At 72.8% G+C, this 24998-nt stretch carries 22 protein-coding genes; 16 read left to right on the top strand and 6 right to left on the bottom strand.

Annotated features, from left to right (window positions below; all coding sequences use genetic code 11):
* Positions 1–19: 19 nt before the first annotated feature.
* The 3 genes from ACZ8ZB_RS06600 to ACZ8ZB_RS06590 form a co-directional block, all read right to left on the bottom strand.
* A complete protein-coding gene (locus ACZ8ZB_RS06600; RefSeq protein WP_470736763.1) occupies positions 20–1402 on the bottom strand; it encodes a ferredoxin reductase family protein in 1383 nt (460 codons plus the stop codon).
* 288 nt (positions 1403–1690) lie between these two features.
* The gene (locus ACZ8ZB_RS06595; RefSeq protein ID WP_470736762.1) at positions 1691–2278 is read right to left on the bottom strand and encodes a pyridoxamine 5'-phosphate oxidase family protein; all 588 of its coding nucleotides are present in this window, start codon (positions 2276–2278) and stop codon (positions 1691–1693) included.
* Between the two features lie 122 nt (positions 2279–2400).
* Entirely contained in the window at positions 2401–2850 is a 450-nt protein-coding gene (locus ACZ8ZB_RS06590) for a hypothetical protein (RefSeq protein WP_470736761.1), read from the bottom strand.
* A 206-nt stretch (positions 2851–3056) separates the two neighbouring features.
* Here ACZ8ZB_RS06590 and ACZ8ZB_RS06585 point away from each other — a divergent pair, with 206 nt between their 5' ends.
* From ACZ8ZB_RS06585 to ACZ8ZB_RS06565, 5 genes are all read left to right on the top strand, one after another.
* Positions 3057–4250 (top strand): argininosuccinate synthase, encoded by a 1194-nt coding sequence (locus ACZ8ZB_RS06585; RefSeq protein WP_030832318.1) that lies wholly within the window; start codon positions 3057–3059, stop codon positions 4248–4250.
* 98 nt (positions 4251–4348) lie between these two features.
* A complete protein-coding gene (gene argH / locus ACZ8ZB_RS06580; protein ID WP_470736760.1) occupies positions 4349–5791 on the top strand; it encodes an argininosuccinate lyase in 1443 nt (480 codons plus the stop codon).
* 187 nt (positions 5792–5978) lie between these two features.
* Positions 5979–6950 carry an aldo/keto reductase gene (locus ACZ8ZB_RS06575; protein ID WP_470736759.1) on the top strand — a complete coding sequence of 324 codons (972 nt, stop codon included), beginning with the start codon at positions 5979–5981 and terminating at the stop codon, positions 6948–6950.
* 86 nt (positions 6951–7036) lie between these two features.
* Positions 7037–7606, top strand: a complete 570-nt coding sequence (locus ACZ8ZB_RS06570) for a TetR/AcrR family transcriptional regulator (RefSeq protein ID WP_470736758.1) — start codon at positions 7037–7039, stop codon at positions 7604–7606.
* Complete coding sequence (locus tag ACZ8ZB_RS06565; protein WP_470736757.1) at positions 7603–9126, top strand: MFS transporter; 1524 nt, start codon at positions 7603–7605, stop codon at positions 9124–9126. Before ACZ8ZB_RS06570 ends, ACZ8ZB_RS06565 begins: the two co-directional genes overlap by 4 nt.
* 173 nt (positions 9127–9299) lie before the next feature.
* Here ACZ8ZB_RS06565 and ACZ8ZB_RS06560 read toward each other — a convergent pair whose 3' ends face one another.
* Positions 9300–9971, bottom strand: coding sequence for a lysophospholipid acyltransferase family protein (locus tag ACZ8ZB_RS06560; protein ID WP_470736756.1), 672 nt, complete (start codon positions 9969–9971; stop codon positions 9300–9302).
* Between the two features lie 415 nt (positions 9972–10386).
* Between ACZ8ZB_RS06560 and ACZ8ZB_RS06555 the strand changes: the two genes are divergently transcribed.
* From ACZ8ZB_RS06555 to ACZ8ZB_RS06545, 3 genes are all read left to right on the top strand, one after another.
* A complete protein-coding gene (locus ACZ8ZB_RS06555; protein ID WP_470736755.1) occupies positions 10387–11556 on the top strand; it encodes a glycerophosphodiester phosphodiesterase in 1170 nt (389 codons plus the stop codon).
* A gap of 75 nt (positions 11557–11631) precedes the next feature.
* Complete coding sequence (locus ACZ8ZB_RS06550) at positions 11632–12156, top strand: sigma-70 family RNA polymerase sigma factor (protein WP_470736754.1); 525 nt, start codon at positions 11632–11634, stop codon at positions 12154–12156.
* Positions 12157–12201: 45 nt separating this feature from the next.
* Positions 12202–12699 (top strand): GNAT family N-acetyltransferase, encoded by a 498-nt coding sequence (locus ACZ8ZB_RS06545; RefSeq protein WP_470741431.1) that lies wholly within the window; start codon positions 12202–12204, stop codon positions 12697–12699.
* Here the strand turns inward: ACZ8ZB_RS06545 and ACZ8ZB_RS06540 are convergent, their stop codons facing one another.
* Together ACZ8ZB_RS06540 and ACZ8ZB_RS06535 are read right to left on the bottom strand one after the other, a co-directional pair.
* Positions 12700–13143 carry a hypothetical protein gene (locus ACZ8ZB_RS06540; RefSeq protein WP_470741430.1) on the bottom strand — a complete coding sequence of 148 codons (444 nt, stop codon included), beginning with the start codon at positions 13141–13143 and terminating at the stop codon, positions 12700–12702. It lies immediately after the preceding gene.
* Position 13144: 1 nt separating this feature from the next.
* Positions 13145–13504 (bottom strand): hypothetical protein, encoded by a 360-nt coding sequence (locus tag ACZ8ZB_RS06535; RefSeq protein ID WP_470736753.1) that lies wholly within the window; start codon positions 13502–13504, stop codon positions 13145–13147.
* A gap of 188 nt (positions 13505–13692) precedes the next feature.
* On the opposite strand from ACZ8ZB_RS06535, the gene ACZ8ZB_RS06530 reads away from it, so the two are divergent.
* The 8 genes from ACZ8ZB_RS06530 to cobA all read left to right on the top strand — a co-directional run bounded on the left by ACZ8ZB_RS06530 (position 13693) and on the right by cobA (position 24998).
* Positions 13693–14343 (top strand): HAD family hydrolase, encoded by a 651-nt coding sequence (locus tag ACZ8ZB_RS06530; RefSeq protein WP_470736752.1) that lies wholly within the window; start codon positions 13693–13695, stop codon positions 14341–14343.
* A 404-nt stretch (positions 14344–14747) separates the two neighbouring features.
* A complete protein-coding gene (locus ACZ8ZB_RS06525; protein WP_470736751.1) occupies positions 14748–15794 on the top strand; it encodes a methionine ABC transporter ATP-binding protein in 1047 nt (348 codons plus the stop codon).
* Complete coding sequence (locus ACZ8ZB_RS06520; protein ID WP_470736750.1) at positions 15791–16528, top strand: methionine ABC transporter permease; 738 nt, start codon at positions 15791–15793, stop codon at positions 16526–16528. Before ACZ8ZB_RS06525 ends, ACZ8ZB_RS06520 begins: the two co-directional genes overlap by 4 nt.
* A gap of 117 nt (positions 16529–16645) precedes the next feature.
* Positions 16646–17473, top strand: a complete 828-nt coding sequence (locus ACZ8ZB_RS06515) for a MetQ/NlpA family ABC transporter substrate-binding protein (protein WP_470736749.1) — start codon at positions 16646–16648, stop codon at positions 17471–17473.
* Positions 17474–17604: 131 nt separating this feature from the next.
* Positions 17605–18243: a GNAT family N-acetyltransferase gene (locus ACZ8ZB_RS06510; protein ID WP_470736748.1), complete on the top strand. Its 639-nt coding sequence runs from the start codon at positions 17605–17607 to the stop codon at positions 18241–18243.
* 115 nt (positions 18244–18358) lie between these two features.
* The gene (cbiE, locus tag ACZ8ZB_RS06505; protein WP_470736747.1) at positions 18359–19570 is read left to right on the top strand and encodes a precorrin-6y C5,15-methyltransferase (decarboxylating) subunit CbiE; all 1212 of its coding nucleotides are present in this window, start codon (positions 18359–18361) and stop codon (positions 19568–19570) included.
* Between the two features lie 369 nt (positions 19571–19939).
* Positions 19940–23548 carry a nicotinate-nucleotide--dimethylbenzimidazole phosphoribosyltransferase gene (gene cobT, locus ACZ8ZB_RS06500; protein WP_470736746.1) on the top strand — a complete coding sequence of 1203 codons (3609 nt, stop codon included), beginning with the start codon at positions 19940–19942 and terminating at the stop codon, positions 23546–23548.
* A gap of 217 nt (positions 23549–23765) precedes the next feature.
* Positions 23766–24998 (top strand): uroporphyrinogen-III C-methyltransferase, encoded by a 1233-nt coding sequence (gene cobA / locus ACZ8ZB_RS06495; RefSeq protein ID WP_470736745.1) that lies wholly within the window; start codon positions 23766–23768, stop codon positions 24996–24998.

The raw sequence follows: 24998 nt of genomic DNA, 5'->3' as shown, positions 1-24998 counted from the left end.
CGGGTGGACGGCCCGTCGCTCACATGTCGAACGACTCGTGATGGATACGGCGCGCGGGGACCCCGGCGCCGCGCAGAGCCTCGTACACCGATTGCGCGAACCCGGGCGGACCGCACAGGAACACGTCGTGGCGGTCGACGTCCGGGATCTTCCGTCGCAGGGTCTCCGCCGAGATGTCGGGGCGCTCCCCGTCGGGGCTGTTCACCGCGTACATCAGCCGGGCGCCCCGCTCGTCGGCGATCTTGGCCAGTTCGCCCCACAGCGCCAGGTCCTGCGTGCTGTTGGCCCGGTACAGCAGCGTGATGTCGCCTGAGGCGCCGGGCAGCGTCTCGAACAGCGCGCGCATCGGGGTGATCCCCACTCCGCCCGCCACCAGCAGCACCTTGCCGCGGCTGCGGCGCTGCGCGGTCAGCGCCCCGTAGGGGCCCTCCGCCCACACCCGCGTGCCGGGCTCCAGCTCGCGCAGCCGTGAGGTGTGGTCGCCGATCGCCTTCACCGTGATCCGCAGCATGTCGGGGCGGGGCGCCGCCGACAGCGAGTACGGGTGGGAGCTGAACCGCATCCCGGGCGCCAGGAACCGCCAGCGGAAGAACTGCCCGGCCTCCGCCCCCATCCGGTGCAGCCTGCGCCCGCTGATCAGCACCGACACGATGCCCGGCGTCTCCTCGACGACCGCCGCGACCCGCATCCGGTGCCGCAGGTTGAGCCGGACCGGGGTGATGATCCGGTACCACAGGACCAGCGCGGTCACGGCGCCGTACAACCCGTACCAGAAGGTCTTCGCGGTGGGCTCGACGGCGAACTCGTTGCCGGTGGTGATCTGGTGCCAGAACGTCAGGAAGACCGCCGCGTAGGTCAGCAGGTGCACGTGGTACCAGCCGTCGTAGGGCAGCCTGCGCCGGACCGGGCCGACGGAGAGGAAGGCGATGACGAACAGCAGACCGGTGCCGATGGCGGCCTTGCCCATGTCCGGCAGCGTGTTGATGGAGGTGACGGTCTGCTGCACGATGTCGCCGAGGCTCCTGCCCGCCTGGCGGGCGTAGCCCCACATGATGAGGAAGACATGGGCGATGACCAGGCTGACGGTGTACCGGCCGCTCATCGCGTGCCAGCGGGCGACCCGGTCCGAGCCCACCCGGCGCTCCAGCGCGGGCACCCGCGCCATCTGGAGCACCACCAGGGCCATCAGATAGCCGGCGAGCAGGCCGGTGATCCGGCCCGCGGCGATGATCTTCCCGGTGGTGTCCGCGATGGACGGTGTGCTGGTCCACCACAACCACAGCACGGCCACCGCGCCCGCGCCCACGGCGAGCAGCAGGGGCACGGCGGGGGAGCGGCGCGGCCGGATGCGGCGCATCGTCTGGCGGCGGGCGGCACGGCCGCCGGCGAGCGTGGTGGTCACGGTTCCTCCGTGGGGGCTTGACCCTTGGCCCACAGATACGTGCCGTCGCGCCGGAGTGTTCAGAGGGAATTCACGGCTCAGTGGCGAGTGGTCGCCGTGCGCCCGCTCCCGGTCCCACCAGGTGACCGTGCCGGACGTCGAGCCGGTGCCCGGCGCCACCGCGGTGATCAGTCGGGTGCCGCCCCCGGTGCCCGCCATCCGCTCCTGCCCGGCGCGACCGGCCGGCGCCGGGCAGGAGCGGATGGCGGGGGACGAGTACGGCAGCGGGGCGGCACCTGGGCGCATGGCTCAGACGGTGGAGGGGGGCAGCGGCAACGGCAGCCCGGGCAGTCCGTCCAGGCTGGTCGCGATGTACTCCTTCTTGGTGAAGTACGCGTCGAGCGAGGCGTCGTCCTCCCGCGCGAACCGCTTCTCGTGCAGGTCCCGCTCGCTCTCGTACGCCATGAAGGGCACCGCGTACCCGCAGGTGTCCCGGATCAGTTCGGCCGTCACGACGATGACGGCGCGCAGGCCGTGGACGGAGGGGTCGATGTCGGGGAAACGGGTGAGCAGCTCCCCGAAGCGGGGGTCGTCCCGGAAGACGGGTTCGCCGCGGCCGTGCACGCGCACGATGTTCGGCGGCCCCTGGAAGGCGCACCACATCAGGGTGATCCGGCCGTTCTCGCGCAGGTGGGCGATGGTCTCGGCGTTGGAGCCGGCGAAGTCGAGGTAGGCGACGGTGAGCTCGTCGAGGACCGCGAAGGACCCCTTGAGCCCTTTGGGCGAGAGGTTGACCGTGCCGTCGGCGGACAGTGGGGCGGTGGCGGTGAAGAAGACCGGCTGTTCCTCGATGAAGGCACGGAGGCGGCCGTCTATGCGCTCATAAGTCTTTCCCATGTCCACCGATTATGGGGCCAGGTCTTTCGCCTGTCTAAGGAATCGTCCGACGGCCGGACGCCGGGAGAGACCGTGGCCGCCCCGGCCGGCGCTTGTACGGGGCGGCCACGGCGCCTGTCACCTCACCTGGTGAGCGTGCAGGCGGCCAGGGAGTCCAGTCCGGAGGGGCGTTCGGCGGTGCGGCCGATGGCGGTGGCGATGCGGTCGACGGCGGCGACGCGCTTGTCCTGGAGGGGGCCGAGGACGGCGTTCCGGACGAAGTCGGGTCCGCCCTGCCCGGCGGTGTCGACCAGGCGTTCGTTCGCTTCGGCGATCTGCCGGTCGAGGTCGCCGAGGTTGCGTTCGACCTCGGCCCGCGCGGAGGCGGGGATCGCGGGGAGCTCGGGGGCCACCCGGGGACAGGAGATCGTGCCCGGCCCCGCCAGGGGGCGGGCGTTCGCGTCCCCGCCGTCCCCGGACGGCTCGCCGGCGAGGGCGGTGCCGGCGATCACCGCGCCGGTCGGCGCCACCGCGGCGGCGCCGCCGACGAAGCCGACGCGGCGCTTGTTGTACTTCGGAAGGGCCCTGGACATGCGGATGCCTCACTCGGGTCGGGGTGTCACGGGTGTCGTCTGTCGTGGTGTCTCGATCGGTCCGACGCGGCGCCTGCGTCCGGCGACAAGTACGCGAAAGCGGTTTCCGGTGTTCAACCCGGCCGTGGATTCACCGGCAGATTGACGATTCATGCGGACTACTGCATACTCATGCATGTCAGCGAATGCACTGTGAGGAGAAACCCGTGACCGAGCGCGTCGTACTCGCCTATTCGGGCGGTCTGGACACCTCCGTCGCCATCGGCTGGATCGCCGAGGAGACGGGCGCCGAGGTCATCGCCGTTGCGGTCGACGTCGGCCAGGGCGGCGAGGACCTGGACGTCATCCGCAAGCGCGCTCTCGCCTGCGGTGCCGTCGAGGCCGAGGTCGCGGACGCCAAGGACGAGTTCGCCGAGGAGTACTGCCTCCCGGCGATCAAGGCCAACGCCCTCTACATGGACCGCTACCCGCTGGTCTCCGCGCTGTCCCGGCCGACGATCGTCAAGCACCTCGTCGCCGCCGCGCAGAAGCACGGCGCCACCACCGTCGCCCACGGCTGCACCGGCAAGGGCAACGACCAGGTCCGCTTCGAGGCCGGCATCGTCGCCCTCGCCCCCGACCTGAAGTGCATCGCCCCGGTCCGCGACTACGCCATGACCCGCGACAAGGCCATCGCCTTCTGCGAGGCCAAGGGCCTGCCGATCGCCACCACCAAGAAGTCCCCGTACTCCATCGACCAGAACGTCTTCGGGCGTGCCGTCGAGACCGGCTTCCTCGAGGACATCTGGAACGCACCGATCGAGGACGTCTACGAGTACACGCAGAACCCGGCCGTGGCGCGCGAGCCCGACGAGGTCGTCATCACCTTCAAGGAGGGTGTGCCGGTCGCCGTCGACGGCAAGCCCGTCACCGTGCTCCAGGCCATCCAGCAGCTCAACGAGCGCGCCGGCGCCCAGGGCATCGGCCGGATCGACATGGTCGAGGACCGCCTCGTCGGCATCAAGTCCCGCGAGGTCTACGAGGCCCCCGGCGCCATCGCCCTGATCACCGCTCACCAGGAGCTGGAGAACGTCACCGTCGAGCGCGAACTCGCCCGCTACAAGCGGCAGGTCGAGCAGCGCTGGGGCGAACTGGTCTACGACGGCCAGTGGTTCTCCCCGCTGAAGCGCGCCCTGGACGGCTTCATCACCGAGGCCAACCAGCACGTCAACGGCGACATCCGGATGACCCTGCACGGCGGCCGCGCCGTCGTCACCGGCCGGCGCTCGGAGTCGTCGCTGTACGACTTCAACCTGGCCACCTACGACACGGGCGACACCTTCGACCAGGCGGCGGCCAAGGGCTTCATCGACATCTACAGTCTGTCGTCGAAGATCGCCGCCAAGCGCGACCTGGCGTGACCGGCCGACGGCCCTCCCACGCACTGGCCTGACAGCCGCCTCCTCACGCCACCGTGGGGAGGCGGCGGCACATCCGGAACCCCTCGAGGAGCACCCAAGTGAGCAGCAACAACGGTGACGTCGGTGACGTCCGGCTCTGGGGCGGCCGTTTCGCCGACGGTCCCGCCGAGGCCCTGGCGAAGCTGTCCGCGTCCGTCCACTTCGACTGGCGGCTCGCGCCCTACGACATCGCCGGCTCGCGTGCCCACGCCCGGGTGCTGCACGCGGCGGGGCTGCTCACCGAGGACGAGCTGACCCGGATGATCGCGGGCCTCGACCAGCTGGAGGCGGACGTCGCCGACGGCTCCTTCACGGGCACCATCGCCGACGAGGACGTGCACACCGCCCTGGAGCGCGGTCTGCTGGAGCGCCTCGGCCCCGACCTCGGCGGCAAGCTGCGCGCCGGCCGGTCCCGCAACGACCAGGTGGCGACCCTCTTCCGCATGTACCTGCGGGACCACGCCCGCACCATCGGCGGTCTGATCGCCGACCTCCAGGACGCGCTCGTCGGCCTCGCCGAGGCCCACCCGGACGTGGCCATGCCCGGCCGCACCCACCTCCAGCACGCCCAGCCGGTGCTCTTCGCCCACCACGTCCTCGCCCACGTCCAGGCGCTGTCCCGGGACGCCGAGCGGCTGCGCCAGTGGGACGAGCGCACGGCCGTGTCCCCGTACGGCTCGGGCGCGCTCGCCGGTTCCTCCCTGGGCCTGGACCCGGAGGCCGTCGCCGAGGACCTCGGCTTCGAGCGCGGCAGCGCGGCCAACTCCATCGACGGCACCGCCTCCCGGGACTTCGTCGCCGAGTTCGCCTTCATCACCGCGATGATCGGCGTGAACGTCTCCCGGATCGCCGAGGAGATCATCATCTGGAACACGAAGGAGTTCTCCTTCGTGACCCTGCACGACGCCTTCTCCACCGGCTCCTCGATCATGCCGCAGAAGAAGAACCCGGACATCGCCGAGCTGGCGCGCGGCAAGTCCGGCCGCCTGATCGGCAACCTGACCGGTCTGATGGCCACCCTCAAGGCGCTGCCCCTCGCGTACAACCGCGACCTCCAGGAGGACAAGGAGCCGGTCTTCGACTCCATCGACCAGCTGGAGGTCCTGCTCCCGGCCTTCACCGGCATGATGGCCACCCTCACCGTGCACCGCGAGCGCATGGAGGAACTGGCCCCGGCCGGCTTCTCCCTCGCCACCGACATCGCCGAGTGGCTGGTCAAGCAGGGCGTCCCGTTCCGCGTCGCCCACGAGGTGGCCGGCGAGTGCGTCAAGGCCGCCGAGTCCGAGGGCAAGGAACTGGACGAACTGACCGACGAACAGTTCGCCGGGATCTCCGCCCACCTCACCCCCGAGGTGCGGTCGGTCCTGAACGTGCCGGGCGCCCTCGCCTCCCGCGACGGCCGGGGCGGCACGGCCCCGAGCGCGGTCGCGGTCCAGCTGGCGGAGGTGAAGGCGGACGTGGCGGCCCAGCACGCCTGGGCGGACGCGAAGCGGCAGAACTGATCCAGCGCCCGTGCGGGCGGTCCCCAGGGGCGCGGGGAACCGCGCGGACAACCGCGAACCACTCGCACCGGCCGGTGCGCGGCACGTGGCGAGCTCCTCGGCGCACGCTTCCCCGGGCGGAGCGGAAGGGCATCGCGGGTTACGTTGGTCGGAACGCCGAAACCGGACCCGACCGACGGAGCCCGCGATGCCCTTCGCCCGACTGGCGACAGCGACGACCCCCACCTGCCACCTCGGCCTCGGCCTCGCCGCCGTCGGCCGCCCCGGCTACATCAACCTCGGCCGGGACGACGACCTCGGAGAGGACCGCAGCGTCGAGACGCTGCGCGTCCGCACGCACGAACTCCTCGACGCCGCCTACGCCCAGGGCGTCCGCTACTTCGACGCCGCCCGCTCCTACGGCCGCTCCGAGGAGTTCCTCGCCGACTGGCTGAAGGCCCGTCCCGACGTCGACGACGTCGTCATCGGCAGCAAATGGGGCTACACCTACACCGCCGACTGGTCCACCGACGCCGAGCGGCACGAGGTCAAGGACCACTCCCTCGCGGCGTACGAGCGTCAGCGCGTCGAGACCGAGGTGCTGCTCGGGGACCGGCTCGACCTCTACCAGATCCACTCGGTGACCCCCGAGAGCCCCGCCCTCACCGACAAGGAGCTGCACGCCCGGCTCGCGGAGGCGGCGGGCGAGGGCCTCACCGTCGGCTTCTCCACCAGCGGTCCCGCCCAGGCCGACGCCATCCGCGCCGCCCTCGCCGTCACGGTCGACGGCGAGCCCCTCTTCCGCACCGTCCAGTCGACGTACAACGCTCTGGAGACCTCCGCCGGGCCCGCGCTCGCCGAGGCCCATGACGCCGGGCTCACCGTGATCGTCAAGGAGGGCATGGCCAACGGCCGGCTCGCCGCCGCCAATGCCCCGAAGGCGCTGCGGAACGTCGCCGAGGAGACCGGCCTCGGCTGTGACGCCGTCGCCCTCGCGGTGGTCCTGCGGCAGCCGTGGGCCGGCGTGGTCCTCTCCGGCGCGGCCACCACCGCCCAGCTCGCCTCCAACCTGCACGCCGCCGCCGTCGACCTCACCGACGACCAGATGTCCCGCCTCGCCGGCCTGGCCGAGGAGCCGGGAACCTACTGGGAGCGGCGCGGACAGCTGCCCTGGCACTGAGCGGACGGCTTCTCCTCACACGACAGTCATGAGACTCACACGCCCCACATGAGACATTCATGTCTCATGTGGGGTACTGTCGTCTCATGGCTGTCGATCGTGACCATGTGCTGCGCAGCGCCGCCGCCCTGCTGACCCGCAAATCCACCGCGACCATGGACGAGGTCGCCAAGGCCGCCGGCATCAGCCGTGCCACGCTGCACCGGCAGTTCGCCGGGCGGGACGCGCTGGTCCGGGCGCTGGAGGCGCTCGGGATCGCCGAGTGCGAGGCCGCCCTGGCCGCGGCCCGGACCGACGAGGGACCGGCCGCCGACGCCGTGCGCCGCCTGGTCGCCGGGATCGAACCGCACGCCCCCCTGCTCGCCTTCCTCTACACCGAGAACCAGCTGTTCGAGGGTGAGGAGCAGAACGAGGGCTGGGCCGCGATCGACGAGCGCATCGCCGCGCTGTTCCGGCGCGGCCAGGCGAGCGGGGAGTTCCGCATCGACCTCGCCCTGGCCTGGCTCACCGAGGCGCTCTACGGACTGCTCGCCTCCGCCGCCTGGGCGGTGGCCGAGGGCCGAGTCGCCCCCAAGGACTTCACTCACATGATCGTCGAGCTGCTGCTCGGCGGAGTACGACGCCCGGACGCCCCGGCGCGAAGGAAGGAATCATGACCAGCGCCCTGCGGCCCGGGACCACGACCGAGACGGTGAAGCGGCCGGGCCGGTGGCTCGCGCTCTCCGTCCTCGTGCTCGCCGTGCTGCTGGTGGCCGTCGACGCGACCGTCCTCGGCCTGGCCACCCCGTACATCAGCGAGGACCTCGCCCCCACCGGCACCCAGCTGCTGTGGATCGGCGACGTCTACTCGTTCGTGATCGCCGGTCTGCTCGTCTCCATGGGCAGCCTCGGCGACCGTGTCGGCCGCAAGCGGATCCTGCTCTGCGGCGCCGCCGCGTTCGGCCTGATATCCGTGCTCAACGCCTACGCGCACACGCCCGAGGTGCTGATCCTCGCGCGGGCCCTGCTCGGTGTCGCCGGCGCCACCCTGATGCCGGCCACCCTCGCCCTGATCCGCAACCTCTTCCACGACCCGCGCGAACGCAGCCTCGCCATCGGCATCTGGGGTGCGACCGCCTCCGCGGGCACCGCCGTCGGGCCGGTCCTCGGCGGCTTCCTGCTCGAGCACTTCTGGTGGGGCTCGGTCTTCCTGATCAACCTGCCCGTGATGGCCGTCCTGGTGGTTGTCGGCGCCAAGCTGCTCCCCGAGTCCCGCACCCCGGCCTCCGGCCCCTGGGATCTGACCGGTGTCGTCCTGTCCCTGGCCGGCGTGGTCGGCGTCGTGTACGCGGTGAAGGAGACCGCGAGCCACGGCTTCGCCTGGTCCGCCCTGGCCGCCGGGCTGCTGGGGGCCGGCGCCCTGTACGGCTTCGTACGCCGTCAGCTCACCCTTCCCGTCCCGCTGCTGGACGTGCGGCTGTTCCGCCACCGCGGGTTCAGCGGAGCCGTGCTCGCCGACCTGCTGACCGTCCTCGGCCTGTCCGGGCTGGTCTTCTTCCTCTCGCAGTACCTGCAACTCGTCCAGGGCCGGCGTCCTTTCGAGGCGGGACTGGCCGAACTGCCCGCCGCGATCGGGGCGGTGGCGGCCGGACTGGTCGCCGGCCGGGCCGCCCGGCGTTACTCGGTGCGCTCGGTCGTCGCCGGGGGACTGGCGGCCATCGGTCTCGCCCTGGCCGCGCTGACGGTGATCGGACAGTCCACCGGATACCCCCTGCTCGGGGCGGCGCTGCTGGTGGTCGGCCTGGGCGCCGGTTTCTCCTTCACGGTGACCGCCGACGTGATCCTCTCCAGCGTGCCCAAGGAGCAGGCGGGCGCGGCCTCCGCCGTCTCCGAGACGGCGTACGAACTCGGCGCCGCTCTCGGCATCGCCGTACTCGGCTCCATCGTGACCGGCGTCTACCGCGGTTTCAGCGGCCCGGCGGGCACCCCGGCCGAGGCGCACGAGTCACTGGGCGGCGCGGTGGAAGCGGCGTCCGCACTGCCCGCCCACACGGCCGGGCCCATGCTGGACGCGGCCCGCCAGGCCTTCGTCGACGGCCTCACCCTGGCGGCGGGCACGGGAGCGGCGGTCCTGCTGGCCGCGGCGGCAGCGGCATGGTTCATGCTCCGGGACCAACGCCTGGACGACCGGTCCTAGGGGGGCGAGGGCCGGGTGGCCGACGGCCGGACAGCCGGCCTGAGGGCGCGGGGCCGTCCCCCTGTGCGGCTCCGCCGCGTGGGCGCGACCGGTCGCCCCCGATCCGCGGCCGCGGCCCCGGCCCCGGCCCCGGCCGCCCGCCACCCTCGTTCCGGGCCGGCCGGCGCCCGGCGTTACGCCGCCTTCGCCTTGCTGGCGTACATGTCGACGTACTCCTGCCCGGACAGCCGCATCACCTCGGCCATCACCGAGTCGGTGACCGCACGCAGCACATACCGGTCACGGCCCATGCCGTCGTACCGGGAGAACTCCATCGCCTCACCGAAACGGACCGTCACCTTGCCCGGGCGGGGCAGGCCCGCCCCGCCCGGCTGGAGCTTGTCCGTGCCGATCATGGCGAACGGCACGACGGGCGCGCCGGTCATCAGGGTGAGCCGGGCGATGCCGGTGCGGCCCCGGTACAGCCGGCCGTCGGGGGAGCGGGTGCCCTCCGGGTAGATGCCGAAGATCCTGCCCTCCTCCAGCACCCGGCGCCCGGTCATCAGCGCCGCCACCCCGCCCCGGCCGCCGTCGCGGTCGACCGGGATCATGCCGACGCCGGTGAAGAACCACGCCATCAGCCGGCCCTTGAGGCCCTTGCCGGTGACGTACTCGTCCTTGCCGATGAAGACGACCTGACGGTCGCAGACGAGCGGCAGGATCATCGAGTCGATGAACGTCAGGTGGTTGCCGGCCAGGATGACGGGACCGTCACCCGGGATGTTCTCCGCGCCCTCCACCTGTGGGCGGAACATCAGGCGCATGATCGGACCGAGCACTGCCTTGATGAGCGCGAAGCGGGACAACGGGCCCTCCGGTGGGAAACGGACGTCGGTTCATGCCGTACGAGTCTGTGCAGGTGAGGACATTACTCGCGGCCCGGGGGGTCGCGCACGCCGGGCCGGGCGGAGTTCACCGAGGTCTTACTCACTCTTGACCCGGGTTCACCTGCGGTGGCCCGCCCGCGGCCGGCGCGCGACACGGCGGTCACGCTGTGACGGAAGTCGCCCGGACCCGCACACCGCACGCGTGCCCCTCCCCGTCCGGCCCAACCGGACGAGCCGTCACATCCCCGCCGGAATACGACAGACGTACGTCATCCGTATGAGGGGCGGGCGTCACGCAACATCACCCGCGTGTTCGGTCCGGGGTCTCCCGTGCGTCATCCGCGCGCACCTACGATCGCCCCGCACCGGACGAGCCGACAGCAGGAGGGTCCTCATGGGAACGCGGGAGTCGAACGAACAGGCGGGCGGAACCGGACGGCGGGCCCTCCTCGGCGCCGCGGTGCTCGGCGCCTCCGCACCGGTCCTGGCGCTGGGCGGCACCGCGAGAGCCGCCGGCGCCCGGCACGGCGGCGGCCGGGGTCTGAAGGGCCTGCCCGTCCCCACGATCATCGGCCACCGCGGGGCCAGCGGTCACCGGCCCGAGCACACCCTCGGCGCCTACCAGCTCGCCCTCGACATGGGCGCGGACATCGTGGAGGCCGGCGACCTGGTGCCCACCAAGGACGGTCACCTCGTCTGCCGGCACGAGCCGGAGATCGGCGGCACCACGGACGTCGCCGACCACCCCGAATTCGCCGGCCGGCGGACCACCAAGACACTGGACGGCGCCCCCGTCACCGGCTGGTTCACCGAGGACTTCACCCTCGCCGAGCTGAAGCGGCTGCGCGCCGTCGAGCGCATCCCCGCCAACCGCCCGCACAACACCCTCTACGACGGCCGCTGGGAGATCCCCACCTTCGAGGAGGTGCTGCGCTGGCAGGACGAGCAGACCCGCAAGCGCGGCAAGCAGGTCTGGATCTACCCCGAGCTCAAGCACCCCACCTACTTCCGCACGCTGGGACTGGGCCTGGAGGAGCGGGTCGCCAAGCTGCTGCGCCGGCACGGCAAGGACGACAAGAACGCGCCGGTCGTCCTCCAGTCCTTCGAGCCGACCAGCATCGAGCGCCTCAACAAGCTGGTCGACAACCCCCTCGTCGTCCTCCTCTCCGGCGCCGCCACCCGCCCCTGGGACTTCGTCGAGACGGGGGACCCGCGCACCGTCGCCGACCTCGTCACCCGCAGGGGCCTGCGCGAGATCGCCGGCTACGCCCAGGGCATCGGCCCCACCCTCGACCTGGTCATCCCGCGCGACGCGGCCGGCCGGCTCACCGAGCCGACGACCCTGGTGCGCGACGCGCACCGGGCGGGCCTGATCCTGCACCCCTACACCCTGCGCAACGAGAACCCCTTCCTGCCCGCCGACTTCCGCAAGGGCACGGCCTCCGACGCCTACGGCGACGTCTTCGGCGCCTACCGGGCGTACTTCGCCACCGGCATCGACGGTGTCTTCACCGACCACCCGGACACCGGACTGCTGGCCCGCGAGGACTTCGTCAACGGCTGATCCGGTCCGCCCCGGTAAGGGTGAGTCCGGGCCGCTCCGGGCAACCCCGCCCGGGGCGGCCGAGTCGTCGCGGGTATGACACACGAGCCGGTCGCGGCGTACGAGCTGGTCCTCTCCCTGCATCCGCTGCTCAGCGCGGAGGCCGCCGCCGAGGCGCCCGGCTCCGGGACCGAACCGGCGGACCTGGAACAGGCGGTGTGGCTCCGCCTCCTGGAGCGTCTCGACACCTGCGGCCCGCCGTCCGACCCCCCGGACTGGCTCCGCCGGGCCGTCCGTGCGGAGGCCCGCCGCACCCGCCGCAGGGCCCGCCGGGAGACCGCTTTGGCCGGCGACCCCGCCGACACCGGCCGCCACGGGCCCGAACCCCTCGCGCTCGCCGCCGCCCGCCGCCGTGCCCTGCGGGACGCCGTGCGTCGGCTGCCCGGCCGCTGCCCGGAACTGATGGAGGCGCTGCTGTCCCCGCGCGACCCGACATACCGGGAGATCGCGGGGGAGTTGGGTATCTCACAGGGTGCTCTTGGACCGGAACGCTCCAGATGCCTGGGATGTCTGCGTCGTTTGCTCACACAGGAGGTTGCGGCGCGCCGAGGACGGGGATAGGAGTGGGGGACGACAGGTGATCAGGTGAGCGGGAGGCATGCGCACATGGGCATGAGCGTGACCATCTCTGCGGCGGCGGGGCAGGACGCGGAGCAGATCTTCAGGTTGCAGTACCTGTGCTTCCAGAGCGAGGCGGCGCTCTACGGCAACTACCGCATCGACCCGCTCGTCCAGACCCTCGACTCGGTCCGCGAGGAGGTCGCCGCCGACTGCGTCTTCGTCGCCCGCCTCGGCGACGAGATCGTCGGCTCGGTGCACGGCAGGATCACCGAGGAGGGCGCCGCCGCGATCGGCAAGCTCTGCGTCCACCCCCGCCTCCAGGGACACGGCATCGGCGCGCGTCTCCTGCGGGCCGCGGAGTCCGCCCTGGCCGGCGAGCGCGGCGCCCGGACCTTCCGCCTGCACGCCGGGCACCGCAGCGAGAGCAACCTGCGGCTGTACAGCAAGGTCGGCTACCAGCGGGTGGGCACCTCCCGGGGCGCCGACGGCGTACCGATGATCGTCCTGGAGAAGCAGGCGCAGGCCTACGCGACGACCGCCTGATCAGGCCGCGGGCCGCTGCCCCGGCCGCGCCCTGCGCAGCCAGTACACGGCCGTCAGGGGCAGCAGCACCGGGATGAAGAGGTACCCCATCCCGTAGTCCGACCACACGGTGGCGTCGGGGAACGCGGACGGCTCCACCAGCGTCCAGGTCCCCACGGTCAGTACGCCCACGAGCTCGGCGGCGCAGCACACCAGCGCCGCCCTGCGGGCCGTCTCCCCGCCGCGCACCAGGGTGTAGGTGATGAAGCCGTAGACCACGCCGGCCGCCGCCGACAGCGAGTAGGCGAGCGGCGCCCGGTCGAACTCGGCGGCGATCTGGTACGCGGAGCGCGACACCGCGCCGACGACCATCACCCCGTACAGCCACACCAGCAGCAGCCCCGGCCCGCCGATCAGCCGCGTCCGGTGCGGTTCGCGCTGCGTCCTCTCCCGCGTCGCGGCCATCTCAGCCTCTCCAGATGTCATAGAGCCGTACCTCGAGCACGGCCAGCACGACGCCGCTCGCGGCGACCGTCAGCGATCCCCAGCGGGAGCGCTCGCCCAGCGACATGAAGCCGGCCGCCGGGACGCACGCGAACGCGCCGAGCAGATACGCCACGAAGATCGTCGTGCCCTGCTCCGGCTTCTCGCCCCGGGCCAGCTGCACGATCCCGACGACCAGCTGCACCAGCGCCAGCAGCGTGACCACGGCCATCCCGATGAAGTGCCAGTCCTTCGTCGGCTGGTCACGGTAGGCGGCCCACCCGCACCAGGCGCCGAGCAGCAACGCGGCGACACCGGTCACCACCGTCAGGACATCAAGCATGTCAGCGACTTTATTACGCCGGAGAACACCCGGTGTCCCCGCCCCCGGGAGCGTCCGGGCCGGCGTCCCGCGCGACCGGCCCGGCGGCAGCCCGCCCGGGTCCGTGCGTGCGCGCCCGTGCCGGACGCCGTCTCCGGGGAGGCCCCGGCCGGGCGGGACCGCGGCGGCGGCCCCGTAGGGTCGATGGCATGACCATCCATGCGCAGGCCCTGCTGTTCGACAACGACGGAACCCTCGTCTCCTCCCTCGACTCCGTGAACCGCTGCTGGACGCGGTGGGCCGTCGAGTACGGGATCACGGCCGAGCAGTTCGGGCGGGTCGAGCTGCACGGGCGGCCGGCCGCGGAGATAGCCGCCGATCTGCTGCCCGCCCATGTCGTGCCGGAGGCCGTCGCACGGATCGAGGACCTGGAGGTGGAGGACGTGCCGGGCGGCGGTGTGCGGCTGCTGCCCGGAACCGAGGACTTCCTCGCCGCACTGCCCGCCGAACGCTGGGCCGTCGTGACCTCCGCCACCCGGCGCCTCGCCGAGGCCCGCCTCGAAGCCGTCGGCATCCTGCCCAAGACCCTGATCGCCGCCGACGACATCACCCGGGGCAAGCCCGACCCCGAGCCCTACCTCCTCGCCGCCCGCGCCCTCGGCGTCGACCCGGCGCACTGCGTCGTCTTCGAGGACGCCCCGGCCGGACTCCAGGCCGGCCGTGCCGCGGGCATGACCACCGTGGCCTTGGCCACAACCCACCGGGCCCACGAGCTGACCGCCGACCTCGTCGTCGAGGACCTCTCGGCCCTGTCCGCACTGGTCACGGACGGGGGAGTGGAGATCTCCGTACGCCCTTGACGTGCGCCCGGCGCCGTTCCGTCGCTGTCCACGGCTGTCCAGAATGCGGACAGCCGTGTCCGGTCAGGGCCGAACGTCTGCTTTACTGATCGCATGACCACGACGAGCGACCGCATCCCTGCGACCGAGGCGACCCTGACGCCCGGTGCTCGTTGTATGTGTCAGCGCCGAATGTGCGCCTTCTAGAGGGCCCCCGCACCACCTGAGCCTCGCGCCCCGAAGCGAGAGCCGGCTCGTGTCCGCCCGGACGCCCCGCGCGACCGAGCCACGCCCCCGCGCGCACGTTTCTCCACGGACTCCTTCGCCACGCCGCGAGATCCGTGCCGCCCTGCTGCTTTCGACCCAGAATGCCTCGTGCCCGGCGCCCACGACGCGCCGCGCACTCGACAGTGACGGATACCCACGTGATCACCACCACGGGCCTCACGAAGGTCTATCGGACGCACCGCTCACGCGGCCGCGAGGTCACCGCCCTGGACGGCGTCGACCTGCACGTCCGCGAGGGCGAGGTCTACGGCGTCATCGGCCAGTCCGGCGCCGGCAAGTCCTCCCTCATCCGCTGCGTGAACCTGCTGGAACGCCCCACCTCGGGCACCGTGACCGTGGACGGCCGGGACCTCACCGCGCTCGCCGGCCGCGGCCCCCGGGCCGGCAGGGAACTGCGGCAGGCGCGCAGCCGCATCGGCATGGTCTTCCAGCACTTCAACCTGCTGTCCTCGCGCACCGTGCAGGACAACGTCGAACTTCCGCTGGAGATCCTCGGGAAGTCGGGGAAGGAACGATCCCGCAAGGCGCTGGAACTGCTCGACCTGGTCGGCCTCGCAGACAAGGCCAAGGCCTACCCGGCCCAGCTCTCCGGCGGCCAGAAGCAGCGCGTCGGCATCGCCCGTGCCCTCACCGGGGACCCCAAGGTGCTGCTCTCCGACGAGGCCACCAGCGCCCTCGACCCGGAGACCACCCGCTCGATCCTGCAGCTCCTGCGCGACCTGAACCGCCGGCTCGGTCTCACCGTCCTGCTGATCACCCACGAGATGGACGTCGTCAAGTCGATCTGCGACTCGGCCGCCCTCATGGAGAACGGCCGCATCGTCGAGTCCGGCACGGTCACCGAACTCCTCGCCACCCCGGGCTCCGAACTGGCCTCCGCGCTGTTCCCGGTCGGCGGCGAGGCCTCCGGCGACGACCGCACCGTCCTCGACGTCACCTTCCACGGCGACAGCGCGACCCAGCCGGTCATCTCCCAGCTCTCGCGCACCTACAACATCGACATATCGATCCTCGGCGCCGCCATCGACACCGTCGGCGGCCTCCAGGTCGGCCGGATGCGCATCGAACTGCCCGGCCGCTACGAGGACAACGTCGTACCCGTCGGCTTCCTGCGCGAACAGGGCCTGCAGATCGACGTCGTGGACCGGGAACAGCCCGCGCTGGTGAAGGAGGGGGCCAAGTGACCTGGTCCGAGATGCAGCCGCTGCTCGAGCAGGCCTGTACCGAGACGCTGATCATGGTCGGCTGGTCCACCCTGATCGCCGTCGTCGGCGGCCTCCCGCTCGGCATCCTGCTCGTCCTCACCGACAAGGGCGGGCTGCTCCAGAACACCCTGGTGAACAAGGTCATCGGGCAGATCGTGAACATAGGCCGCTCGCTGCCGTTCATCATCCTCATGGTCGCCCTGATGGACTTCACCCGCTGGATCACCGGCACCACCATCGGCAGCGAGGCCGCGATCGTGCCGCTCGCCATCGGCGGCATCCCCTTCTTCGCCCGCCTCGTCGAGACGGCCGTGCGCGAAGTGGACCACGGACTGGTCGAAGCCGTGCAGGCCATGGGCGGCAACACCTGGACGATCGTCCGCAAGGTCCTCGTCCCCGAGGCGCTGCCCTCGCTGATCGCCAGTACCACCACCACGGTCATCGCCCTCATCGGCTACTCGGCCATGGCCGGCACCGTCGGCGGCGGCGGACTCGGCGACCTCGCCGTCCGCTACGGCTACCAGCGCTTCGAGACCGGCCTGATGTGGATCACCGTCGCGGTCCTCGCCGTGGTCATCTCGCTCATCCAGTTCGCCGGCGACTACGCGGCCCGCGCCCTGCACGGCCGCGGCGGCCGCTCCGGTCCCTCGCCCAGGCTCCGGTTCCTCAAGGCCGAGGAGCCCGCCGCGGCCGACATCGGCAAGGTCGCATGACCCCGAAGGCTCCCCGTCATACCCACCCGTCGCCCGACCACCACCCCTCAACGACGGCGCTTCGCGCCGGCACCCCTTGATCCAAGGGGCCGCACCACCCAAGGAAAGGCACTTTTCGTGCGTAACACCGCCAAGCTCATCACCGCCGTCCTCGCCACCGGAGCCCTCACCCTCGGGCTCACCGCCTGCGGCTCGGACAAGGACGAGGCCTCCGACACCTCCGGCCCGCTGGTCGTCGCCGCGAGCCCCGTGCCGCACGCCGAGATCCTCACCTACGTCAAGGACAACCTCGCCGAGAAGGCCGGCCTCGACCTCGAGGTCAAGGAGTTCACCGACTACGTCACGCCGAACACGGCGACCGAGGACGGCTCCGTCGGCGCCAACTTCTTCCAGACCCAGCCGTACCTCGACGACTTCAACAAGAAGAACGGCACCCACATCGTGTCCGTCGTCGACGTGCACCTGGAGCCGCTCGGCCTCTACTCGCACAAGGTGAAGAAGGCCGACGAGCTGAAGAGCGGCGCGACGATCGCCATCCCGAACGACACCGTCAACGAGGGCCGCGCCCTGCAACTGCTCGCCGCCAACGGGCTCCTCACCCTCAAGGACGGCGTCGGCACCGCGGCGACCCCCGCCGACATCACCGGAAACCCGAAGAAGCTCACGTTCAAGGAGCTGGAGGCGGCCCAGACCCCGCGCTCCCTGGACGACGTCGACGCCGCGGTGGTCAACGGCAACTACGCCATCGAGGCCGACCTCGAGCCCGCGAAGGACGCTCTCGTCCTGGAGGCCGCCGAGGGCAACCCGAACAACAACCTCCTCGCCGTCAAGGAGGGCCAGGAGGACGACCCGCGCGTGAAGAAGCTCGCGGAGCTCCTCACCTCCCCCGAGGTGAAGAAGTTCATCGAGGACAAGTACGCCGGTTCCGTCCTCGCCTCCTTCTGATCCGGTCCCGCGCCACCCACGGGGTCCACTCCGCTACATGGAGTGGACCCCGTGGTGCGGTTCAGTGCTTTCATGCTGCATGCTGGGCAGTTCAGCAGCACCCGACGGTCTCTCAGGTTACGGAGCGGCGCATGACGAGCACCTTCCCCAACATCTCCATCAGCACGGAGCGGTTGGTGCTGCGTCCCCTCGACACGGACGACGTCCCCGCCCTCGCCGAGATGATGAACGACGAGCAGGTCGCCGCCTGGACCGACGTCCCCCGGCCCTTCACCGAGGAGACCGCCCGCACCTGGATCACCGAGTACGCCCCCGCCGAACGCGCGGCCGGCAACGGGCTCGACCTCGCCGTCACCGAGTTCCTCACCCAGCGCCTGGTCGGCCTCATCCAGCTCACCAAGACCAACTGGCACGTACGGTCCACCGAGCTGTCCTACATCGTCGCCCCCTGGGCGCGCGGCGAGGGCTACGCCTCCGAGGCCGCGCTCGCCACCGCGCAGTGGCTTTTCGGCGACCAGAAGTTCGAACGCGTCGAACTGCGCACCGCCGCCGACAACACCGCCTCGCAGCAGGTCGCCCAGAAGATCGGCTGCATCAGCGAGGGCGTACTGCGCAATGCCTGCATAGCCCACGTCCGCGTCGAGGGCGGCGGCTGGAGCGACGTGCGCACCGACTTCATCGTGTGGAGCCTGCTGCCCGAGGACATCGAGGGCGCGGACGGACAACTCGCCGACACCGGCGGATTCGCCCCGTACACGGACTGGAACTGACCTTCGGACCGGGCACCGGCGGCATGGCCGGCGACCGCACCAGGTAGTCTCACGGAGCCCGCCCTGTGGCGGGACAGCCGACGACGACCTGCGCAAACCCAGGAGACTGACGACGATGGCCGACCGGGTCACGGTGATCGGCTGGGACGGTTCGCCGCTGACGGCCGCGGCCCGCGCCGCGCTGGGCGCCGCCACCCTGGTGGCCGGCGCCGCCCACCATCTGGCACTTCCCGAGGTGCCTCCCGGCGCCGAACGCGTCCGGCTCGGCTCCGTGGCCCTCGCCGCCCGCCGCATCGCCGCCCACCGCGGCACCGCGGTCGTCCTCGCCGACGGCGACCCCGGCTTCTTCGGTGTCGTACGGACCCTGCGCGCACCCGAGTTCGGCCTCGAGGTCGAGGTCGTCCCCGGCGTCTCCTCCGTCGCCTCCGCCTTCGCCCGTGCCGGGATGCCCTGGGACGACGCCCACGTGGTCGTCGCACACCCGCGCACCCTGCGACGCGCGGTGAACGTGTGCCGGGCCCACCCCAAGGTGGCGGTTCTCACCTCGCCCGGCGCAGGCCCCGCCGAGCTGGGCCTGCTGATGGAGGGCGTCCACCGCACCTTCGTCATCTGCGAGGAACTCGGCACCGAGCGCGAGCGGGTCAGCGTCGTCACCTCCGACAAGGCCGCCGACCACACCTGGCGCGACCCCAATGTCGTCATCGTCGTCGGCGGCCGGGCCGGCCCCGGTGAGTCCGGCGGCTGGCTCGCCGGACGCGACCCCTCCGCCGGCCCCCGTGGCTGGTCGCTGCCCGCCGAGGAGTACGGCGGCGACCTCGGCGAGGGCGAGCGGGAACCGTTGCGCGTCTCCCAACTCGCCCGGCTCGGACCGCGGCTCGGCGACCTGGTCTGGGACATCGGCTGCGGAAGCGGCGCCTTCGCCGTCGAGGCGACCCGCGCGGGCGCCGCCGTCATCGCCGTCGACAGCGACCCGCGCGCCTGCGCCCGCACCGAGTCCACCGCCCGCCGGTACGGGGTCCAGCTGCAGATCGTGCACGGCACCGCCCCGCACGTCCTGGAGAACCTCCCCGAGCCGGACGTCGTCCGGGTCGGCGGCGGGGGAGCGGGCGTGGTCTCCGCGGTCGCCGACCGCCGTCCGCAGCGCATCGTCACGCACGCCGCCACCCGCGACGGGGCCGAACTCGTCGGCCGGAACCTGGCCGAGCACGGCTACCGGGTCGAGTGCGCCCTGCTGCAGTCCGTCGAACTCGACACGAGGGCCTGGACGGAGAAGGAACGGAGCGTGGCGTTCCTGCTCAGTGGGGTGCTGCCCGCGCGCGGCGACTGATCCGATTGCCGTCCCCGTGATCGGATTGTCCGACCGCGCGAGGTAGGCTGGCCGATCGTCGTACCGCACCCGGGCACCCGACGCTTCGTCGGTCAATGTCCGGAAAGCGCGCCCGTTTTGGGGTGGGTCGTGGTACGGCGGGAACCGGAGGACGCGCAACGTGGCGCAGTCCACAGCGGAACCGTCGCCGATCAAGCTGACGCGACGGCCCTGCAGCCGCGAGAATGACGGTGAAGGGCTTTGTCGCCTTTTTCGGACGGGTCGTTCGTGCCGCTGGGGACGCACGCTCGTTCTTCAGAGTGGGGCGGTCGGTGCGCCGTTCCGGGTGAGCTGGTCGTAGGAGCACTAACCGATGGGCGAGGGGTACGCATGACCGACACCGGCCAGGTCCCGGGCGAGGGACTGCCGGAGAACGCAGGCATGGTGGAGCAGCCGGGCGTCCCCGCGCCCGACGCGTACACCTACCTCTCCGACAGTCCTGCCGAGGAAGAGGATTTGCTGTTGCCCGGCGCCCAGAGCGCCTGGGGCAACGAGATCGCCCCGCCCGCGCCCGAGCCGGTCGTCGAGACCGTGCACCAGCCGGGTCCGCACGAGACGGACGGCCGCGACAGCGGCTCGGTCGACCTCGGTGGCGTCCGGCTCCCCGAGCCGCCCGGGCCGCGCCGTCCGCTGCACCTCGGCCCGCCCATCCCCCGTGTCAACGCCGGCCCGGTGCGTTCCCTCGCCGACCGCGGCCCCGCCGACGTGCCGGCCCGCCAGGCCGGTCCGCCGTCCCTCGGCCCCGAGTACCTCGACGTTCCGCACGCGCGGGAGGCAGCGGTCCCGCAGGCCGCGGCGCCCTGGGGCGCACAGCCCGCGGCGGGCGCGGGGGCGGTGGCCACGGAAACGGTTGTTCCGGCTCCGGAACCGGTGGACGCGGCCCAGGCGGTCGTGGCCCGCGTCGCCACGGAGGCGGGAGCAGTGCGACAGGACGCGGAGGGCGCCGCCGTCGCCGCTGAGGACGCCGGCGGCAGCGAGGCGGTGCCGGGCGTTTCGCCCGAGGACGGGGAACAGGGGCCCGTCCCGGCCGCGGACCACGGCCTGCCCGGCACGCCTGCCGCCGAGCCCGTCCAGGGGGCCGAGGCGCCGCGGACCGCCGAGGCGGCCCGGTCGCCCGAGCCCGCACCGTCCGCCGAGCCCGCCGCGCCGGAGCACCAGGTCCGGGAAGCGGAGGCGCACCCGGCCGCCGAAGCGCCGTCCGCCGAGCCCGCGGCGCCGGAGCACACCCGGGCGGCCGAGGCGCCGCAGGCCGGTCTGCTCCCGGTCGCCGTGCCGGACCCCGCTCAGGCCGCCGGGGTTGCGCAGACCGCCGTTCCCGAGTCCGCCCCGGGGGCGGACGCTTCCCACGGCGCCCAGGTACCGGGTCCCGCCCCCGCGGCGCCGCAGGCCGCCGAGGTGGCGGACGCGGAGCCGGCGCAGGACGCCCAGGCGCCGGGTGCGGTGACCGTCGCTCCGGACCGCGTCCGGGAGGGCGAGGCCCCGCAGACGGTCCAGCCGTCCGGGCCGGAGGCCGCAGCGCCGGAGTTCGCGCAGCAGGTCGAGGTCGCTCGGTCCGGTCAGGAGCCGGTCGCCGAGGCCGTCGTGCCGCAGGCCGCCCAGACGGTCGGCACGGGGGCCGCCGAAGAGTCCGAGGCCGCCCGGGCCGTTCCGGCGCCAGACGCGGAGGCTCTCGCTCCGGACCCTGTCCTGAGGCCCGAAGCCTCCCCGGACGTTCCCGAGCCGGGCGCCGACACCGCCGTACCCCCCGGTGCTCCCGCCGCGGAAGCGGATGCCACCGCGGGCGAAGCCGCCGCACCCGCTTCCGGGGCGACGGGCGACGAAGTCCTCGCGGAGGCCCCCACGCCCGAGGCCCCGGCCGCCGCCGGCCCGGAGGCACCCCATGCCGCCGACGAGGCGGCCGACGCCGATCCCGTGACCGGCACGGCCGCGTCCGACTCCGACGCGGCCCCGGCCCAGGGCCCCCAGCAGACCCCCGTCCCCCTGACCGCAGCCGTCCTCCCGGAGTCCGAGCCGGACCGGCCCGCGGGGGAGCCCGTCCCCGTGGACGGCGCCGTGCCCGCCGCCCCGCACCTCGTGCCGACCCCGCCCCAGGGCGTGGCCGTCCCCGCCGGGGAACCCGCCGAGGCGGACACCGAACCCGCGCAGGACCCGGACGACCTCGACACGCGGGGCGCCGGCGTGGACACGGAAGCCGCGCAGCCCACCGGTCCGGCCGCCCCCGGCTACGACGACGCCGAGCGCGAGGCCGTGCTGAAGGTCATGCGCGAACGCCGGGACATCCGCAACGGCTTCCGCAGCGACCCCATCCCGCACGAGGTGCTGCTCCGCGTCCTGGAGGCCGCCCACACCGCGCCCTCCGTCGGCCACTCGCAGCCCTGGGACTTCGTCGTCATCCGCTCCGCCGAGACCCGGCGCAGCATGCACGAACTGGCCATGCGCCAGCGCGACGCCTACGCCAAGTCCCTGCCCAAGGGCCGGGCGAAGCAGTTCAAGGAACTGAAGATCGAGGCCATCCTCGACACGCCCGTGAACATCGTCGTCACCGCCGACCCGACCCGTGGCGGCCGGCACACCCTCGGCCGCCACACCCAGCCCCGGATGGCGCCGTACTCCTCCGCGCTCGCGGTGGAGAACCTCTGGCTCGCCGCCCGTGCCGAGGGCCTCGGCGTCGGCTGGGTCAGCTTCTTCGACGAGCGCGAGATGGTCCGCGCGCTGGGACTCCCCGAGCACCTGGAGGTCGTCGCCTACCTGTGCGTGGGCTACGTCGACGAATTCCCGGACGAGCCCGAGCTGATGCAGGCCGGCTGGTCCAAGCGCCGACCGCTGTCCTGGGTCGTGCACGAGGAGACGTACGGCCGTCGCGCCCTGCCCGGAGAGGACCCCCACGACCTGCTCGCCGAGACCGTCGCGCAGATCCGCCCGCTGGACGCCAAGGCGCTCGGCGAGGCGTGGGAGCGTCAGAAGCGCATGACCAAGCCGGCCGGGGCGCTCGGCATGCTGGAGATCATCTCCGCCCAGCTCTCCGGCCTGTCCCGCCAGTGCCCGCCGCCCGTCCCGGAGCCCGCGGCCGTCGCGGTCTTCGCCGGCGACCACGGGGTGCACGCCCAGGGCGTCACCCCCTGGCCGCAGGAGGTCACCGCCCAGATGGTGGCCAACTTCCTCGGCGGGGGAGCGGTCTGCAACGCCTTCGCCACCCAGGTCGGCGCGGAGGTCTGCGTCGTCGACGTGGGCGTCTCCTCCGACCTCCCGGCCACCCCCGGACTGCTGCCACGCAAGATCCGCGCCGGTACGTCCGACATGACCACCGGGCCCGCGATGACCCGCGAGGAGGCCAAGAAGGCCATCGAGGTCGGCATCGAGACCGCCCGTGACCTGGTCGCGGCCGGCAACAAGGCCCTCCTCACCGGCGAGATGGGCATCGCGAACACCACCGCGTCCGCCGCCCTCATCTCCGTCTTCACCGGCGCCGACCCGGCCGAGGTCACCGGCCGCGGCACCGGCATCAACGACGAGACCCTCGCCCGCAAGACCGAGGTCGTGCGCCGCGCCCTCGAACTCCACCAGCCGGACCCGGCCGACCCCGTCGGCGTCCTGGCCGCCGTCGGCGGCTTCGAGCACGCCGCCATGGTCGGTCTGCTCCTCGGCGGCGCGTCGCTGCGTACGCCGGTGATCCTGGACGGCGTCAGCGCCGGCGCCGCCGCCCTGGTGGCCCGGGCCATCGCCCCCGAGGTCCTGGCCGCCTGCATCGCGGGCCACCGCAGCGCCGAACCCGGTCACGTCGCCGCCCTCAACAAACTGGGCCTGCGCCCTCTGGTCGACCTCGACCTGCGCCTCGGCGAGGGCACGGGCGCGCTCCTGGCGCTCCCCCTGGTCCAGAGCACGGCCCGGGCCATGCACGAGGTGGCGACCTTCGATTCGGCCGGGGTGACCGAAAAATAGGGCGGGAGCTTCTCGGGACTGCGGCACCGGGCGCCGTTTCAACCGACCGGTGGTTGTGGGCAGTCGTTCCGCAGAGCGGAACGGGTGGGCACAACCACCGGCAAGCCGACGCCCGGCGTACTCCGCCCACCCACCGGACACCAGACTCGCCAGCGCCCTGACCCCCTTAAAATTCGCACGTCAGGGCCACCGCACGCCGTAAGAGGAGCCGTCCCTCATGGCCGAACACCCCGCCTACCCCGTAGGCCTCCGCCTCACCGGCCGCCGGGTCGTCGTCCTCGGCGGCGGCCAGGTCGCCCAGCGCCGCCTCCCCGCCCTGATCGCCGCCGGCGCCGACATCCACCTCGTGTCCCCCCGGGCGACCCCCTCCGTGGAGGCCATGGCGGACGCCGGCGAGATCACCTGGCACCGGCGCCCCTATGCCGAGGGCGACCTCGAGGCCGCCTGGTACGCCCTCATCGCCACCAGCGACACCGAGGCGAACACCCGTGCCTCCGCCGAGGCGGAGGCGCACCGCGTGTGGTGCGTCCGCTCGGACGACGCCGACGCGGCGACGGCGTGGACCCCGGCCACGGGCTCCAGCGAGGGCGTCACGGTGGCCGTCCTCACGACGGAGGCGCGCGGCCGCGACCCCCGCCACACCGCCGCCGTCCGCGACGCCGTGGTCGAGGGCCTGCGCGACGGCACCCTCGTCGCCCCGCACCACCGCACCCGCACCCCGGGCGTCGCCCTCGTCGGCGGCGGCCCCGGCGATCCGGACCTGATCACCGTGCGCGGTCGCCGCCTGCTCGCCGAGGCCGACGTCGTCATCGCCGACCGGCTCGGCCCGCGCGACCTGCTCGCCGAACTCCCGCCGCACGTCGAGGTGATCGACGCGGCGAAGATCCCCTACGGCCGTTTCATGGCCCAGGAGGCCATCAACAACGCGCTGATCGAGCACGCCAGGCAGGGCAAGTCGGTGGTCCGGCTCAAGGGCGGGGACCCGTACGTCTTCGGCCGCGGCATGGAGGAGCTCCACGCGCTCGCCGAGGCGGGCATCCCCTGCACCGTCGTCCCCGGCATCTCCAGCTCCATCTCGGTCCCGGGCGCGGCCGGCATCCCCGTCACCCACCGCGGTGTGGCGCACGAGTTCACCGTGGTCAGCGGCCACGTCGCCCCCGACGACGAGCGCTCCCTAGTCGACTGGCCGTCGCTGGCGAAGCTGACCGGCACCCTCGTCGTGCTCATGGGCGTCGACAAGATCGGCCGGATCGCCGAGACCCTGGTCGCCCACGGCAAGTCCCCGGACACCCCGGTCGCCCTCGTCCAGGAGGGAACCACGGCCGCCCAGCGCCGGGTCGACGCCACCCTCGCCACGGTCGCCGAGACGGTCGCCGCCCAGGAGGTCAAGCCGCCGGCCGTCGTCGTCATCGGCGCGGTCGTCGCCGTGGGCCCGCGCGGGACGGCGTGA

It is taken from the genome of Streptomyces sp. 12E (assembly GCF_055633275.1).
Note: the sequence above shows the minus strand (reverse complement) of the source record. Positions and strands in the feature narration are given on the sequence as shown.

What these genes read in the sequence shown, in the direction of transcription:
- cobA (WP_470736745.1), top strand. Translation starts at nt 23,766, where the DNA reads ATGGCCGAACACCCCGCCTACCCCGTAGGCCTCCGCCTCACCGGCCGC.
- ACZ8ZB_RS06545 (WP_470741431.1), top strand. Translation starts at nt 12,202, where the DNA reads ATGGGCATGAGCGTGACCATCTCTGCGGCGGCGGGGCAGGACGCGGAG.
- ACZ8ZB_RS06570 (WP_470736758.1), top strand. Translation starts at nt 7,037, where the DNA reads ATGGCTGTCGATCGTGACCATGTGCTGCGCAGCGCCGCCGCCCTGCTG.
- ACZ8ZB_RS06575 (WP_470736759.1), top strand. Translation starts at nt 5,979, where the DNA reads ATGCCCTTCGCCCGACTGGCGACAGCGACGACCCCCACCTGCCACCTC.
- ACZ8ZB_RS06540 (WP_470741430.1), bottom strand. Translation starts at nt 13,143, where the DNA reads ATGGCCGCGACGCGGGAGAGGACGCAGCGCGAACCGCACCGGACGCGG.
- ACZ8ZB_RS06555 (WP_470736755.1), top strand. Translation starts at nt 10,387, where the DNA reads ATGGGAACGCGGGAGTCGAACGAACAGGCGGGCGGAACCGGACGGCGG.
- ACZ8ZB_RS06530 (WP_470736752.1), top strand. Translation starts at nt 13,693, where the DNA reads ATGACCATCCATGCGCAGGCCCTGCTGTTCGACAACGACGGAACCCTC.
- cbiE (WP_470736747.1), top strand. Translation starts at nt 18,359, where the DNA reads ATGGCCGACCGGGTCACGGTGATCGGCTGGGACGGTTCGCCGCTGACG.
- ACZ8ZB_RS06565 (WP_470736757.1), top strand. Translation starts at nt 7,603, where the DNA reads ATGACCAGCGCCCTGCGGCCCGGGACCACGACCGAGACGGTGAAGCGG.
- ACZ8ZB_RS06595 (WP_470736762.1), bottom strand. Translation starts at nt 2,278, where the DNA reads ATGGGAAAGACTTATGAGCGCATAGACGGCCGCCTCCGTGCCTTCATC.
- ACZ8ZB_RS06510 (WP_470736748.1), top strand. Translation starts at nt 17,605, where the DNA reads ATGACGAGCACCTTCCCCAACATCTCCATCAGCACGGAGCGGTTGGTG.
- ACZ8ZB_RS06535 (WP_470736753.1), bottom strand. Translation starts at nt 13,504, where the DNA reads ATGCTTGATGTCCTGACGGTGGTGACCGGTGTCGCCGCGTTGCTGCTC.
- cobT (WP_470736746.1), top strand. Translation starts at nt 19,940, where the DNA reads ATGACCGACACCGGCCAGGTCCCGGGCGAGGGACTGCCGGAGAACGCA.
- ACZ8ZB_RS06550 (WP_470736754.1), top strand. Translation starts at nt 11,632, where the DNA reads ATGACACACGAGCCGGTCGCGGCGTACGAGCTGGTCCTCTCCCTGCAT.
- ACZ8ZB_RS06590 (WP_470736761.1), bottom strand. Translation starts at nt 2,850, where the DNA reads ATGTCCAGGGCCCTTCCGAAGTACAACAAGCGCCGCGTCGGCTTCGTC.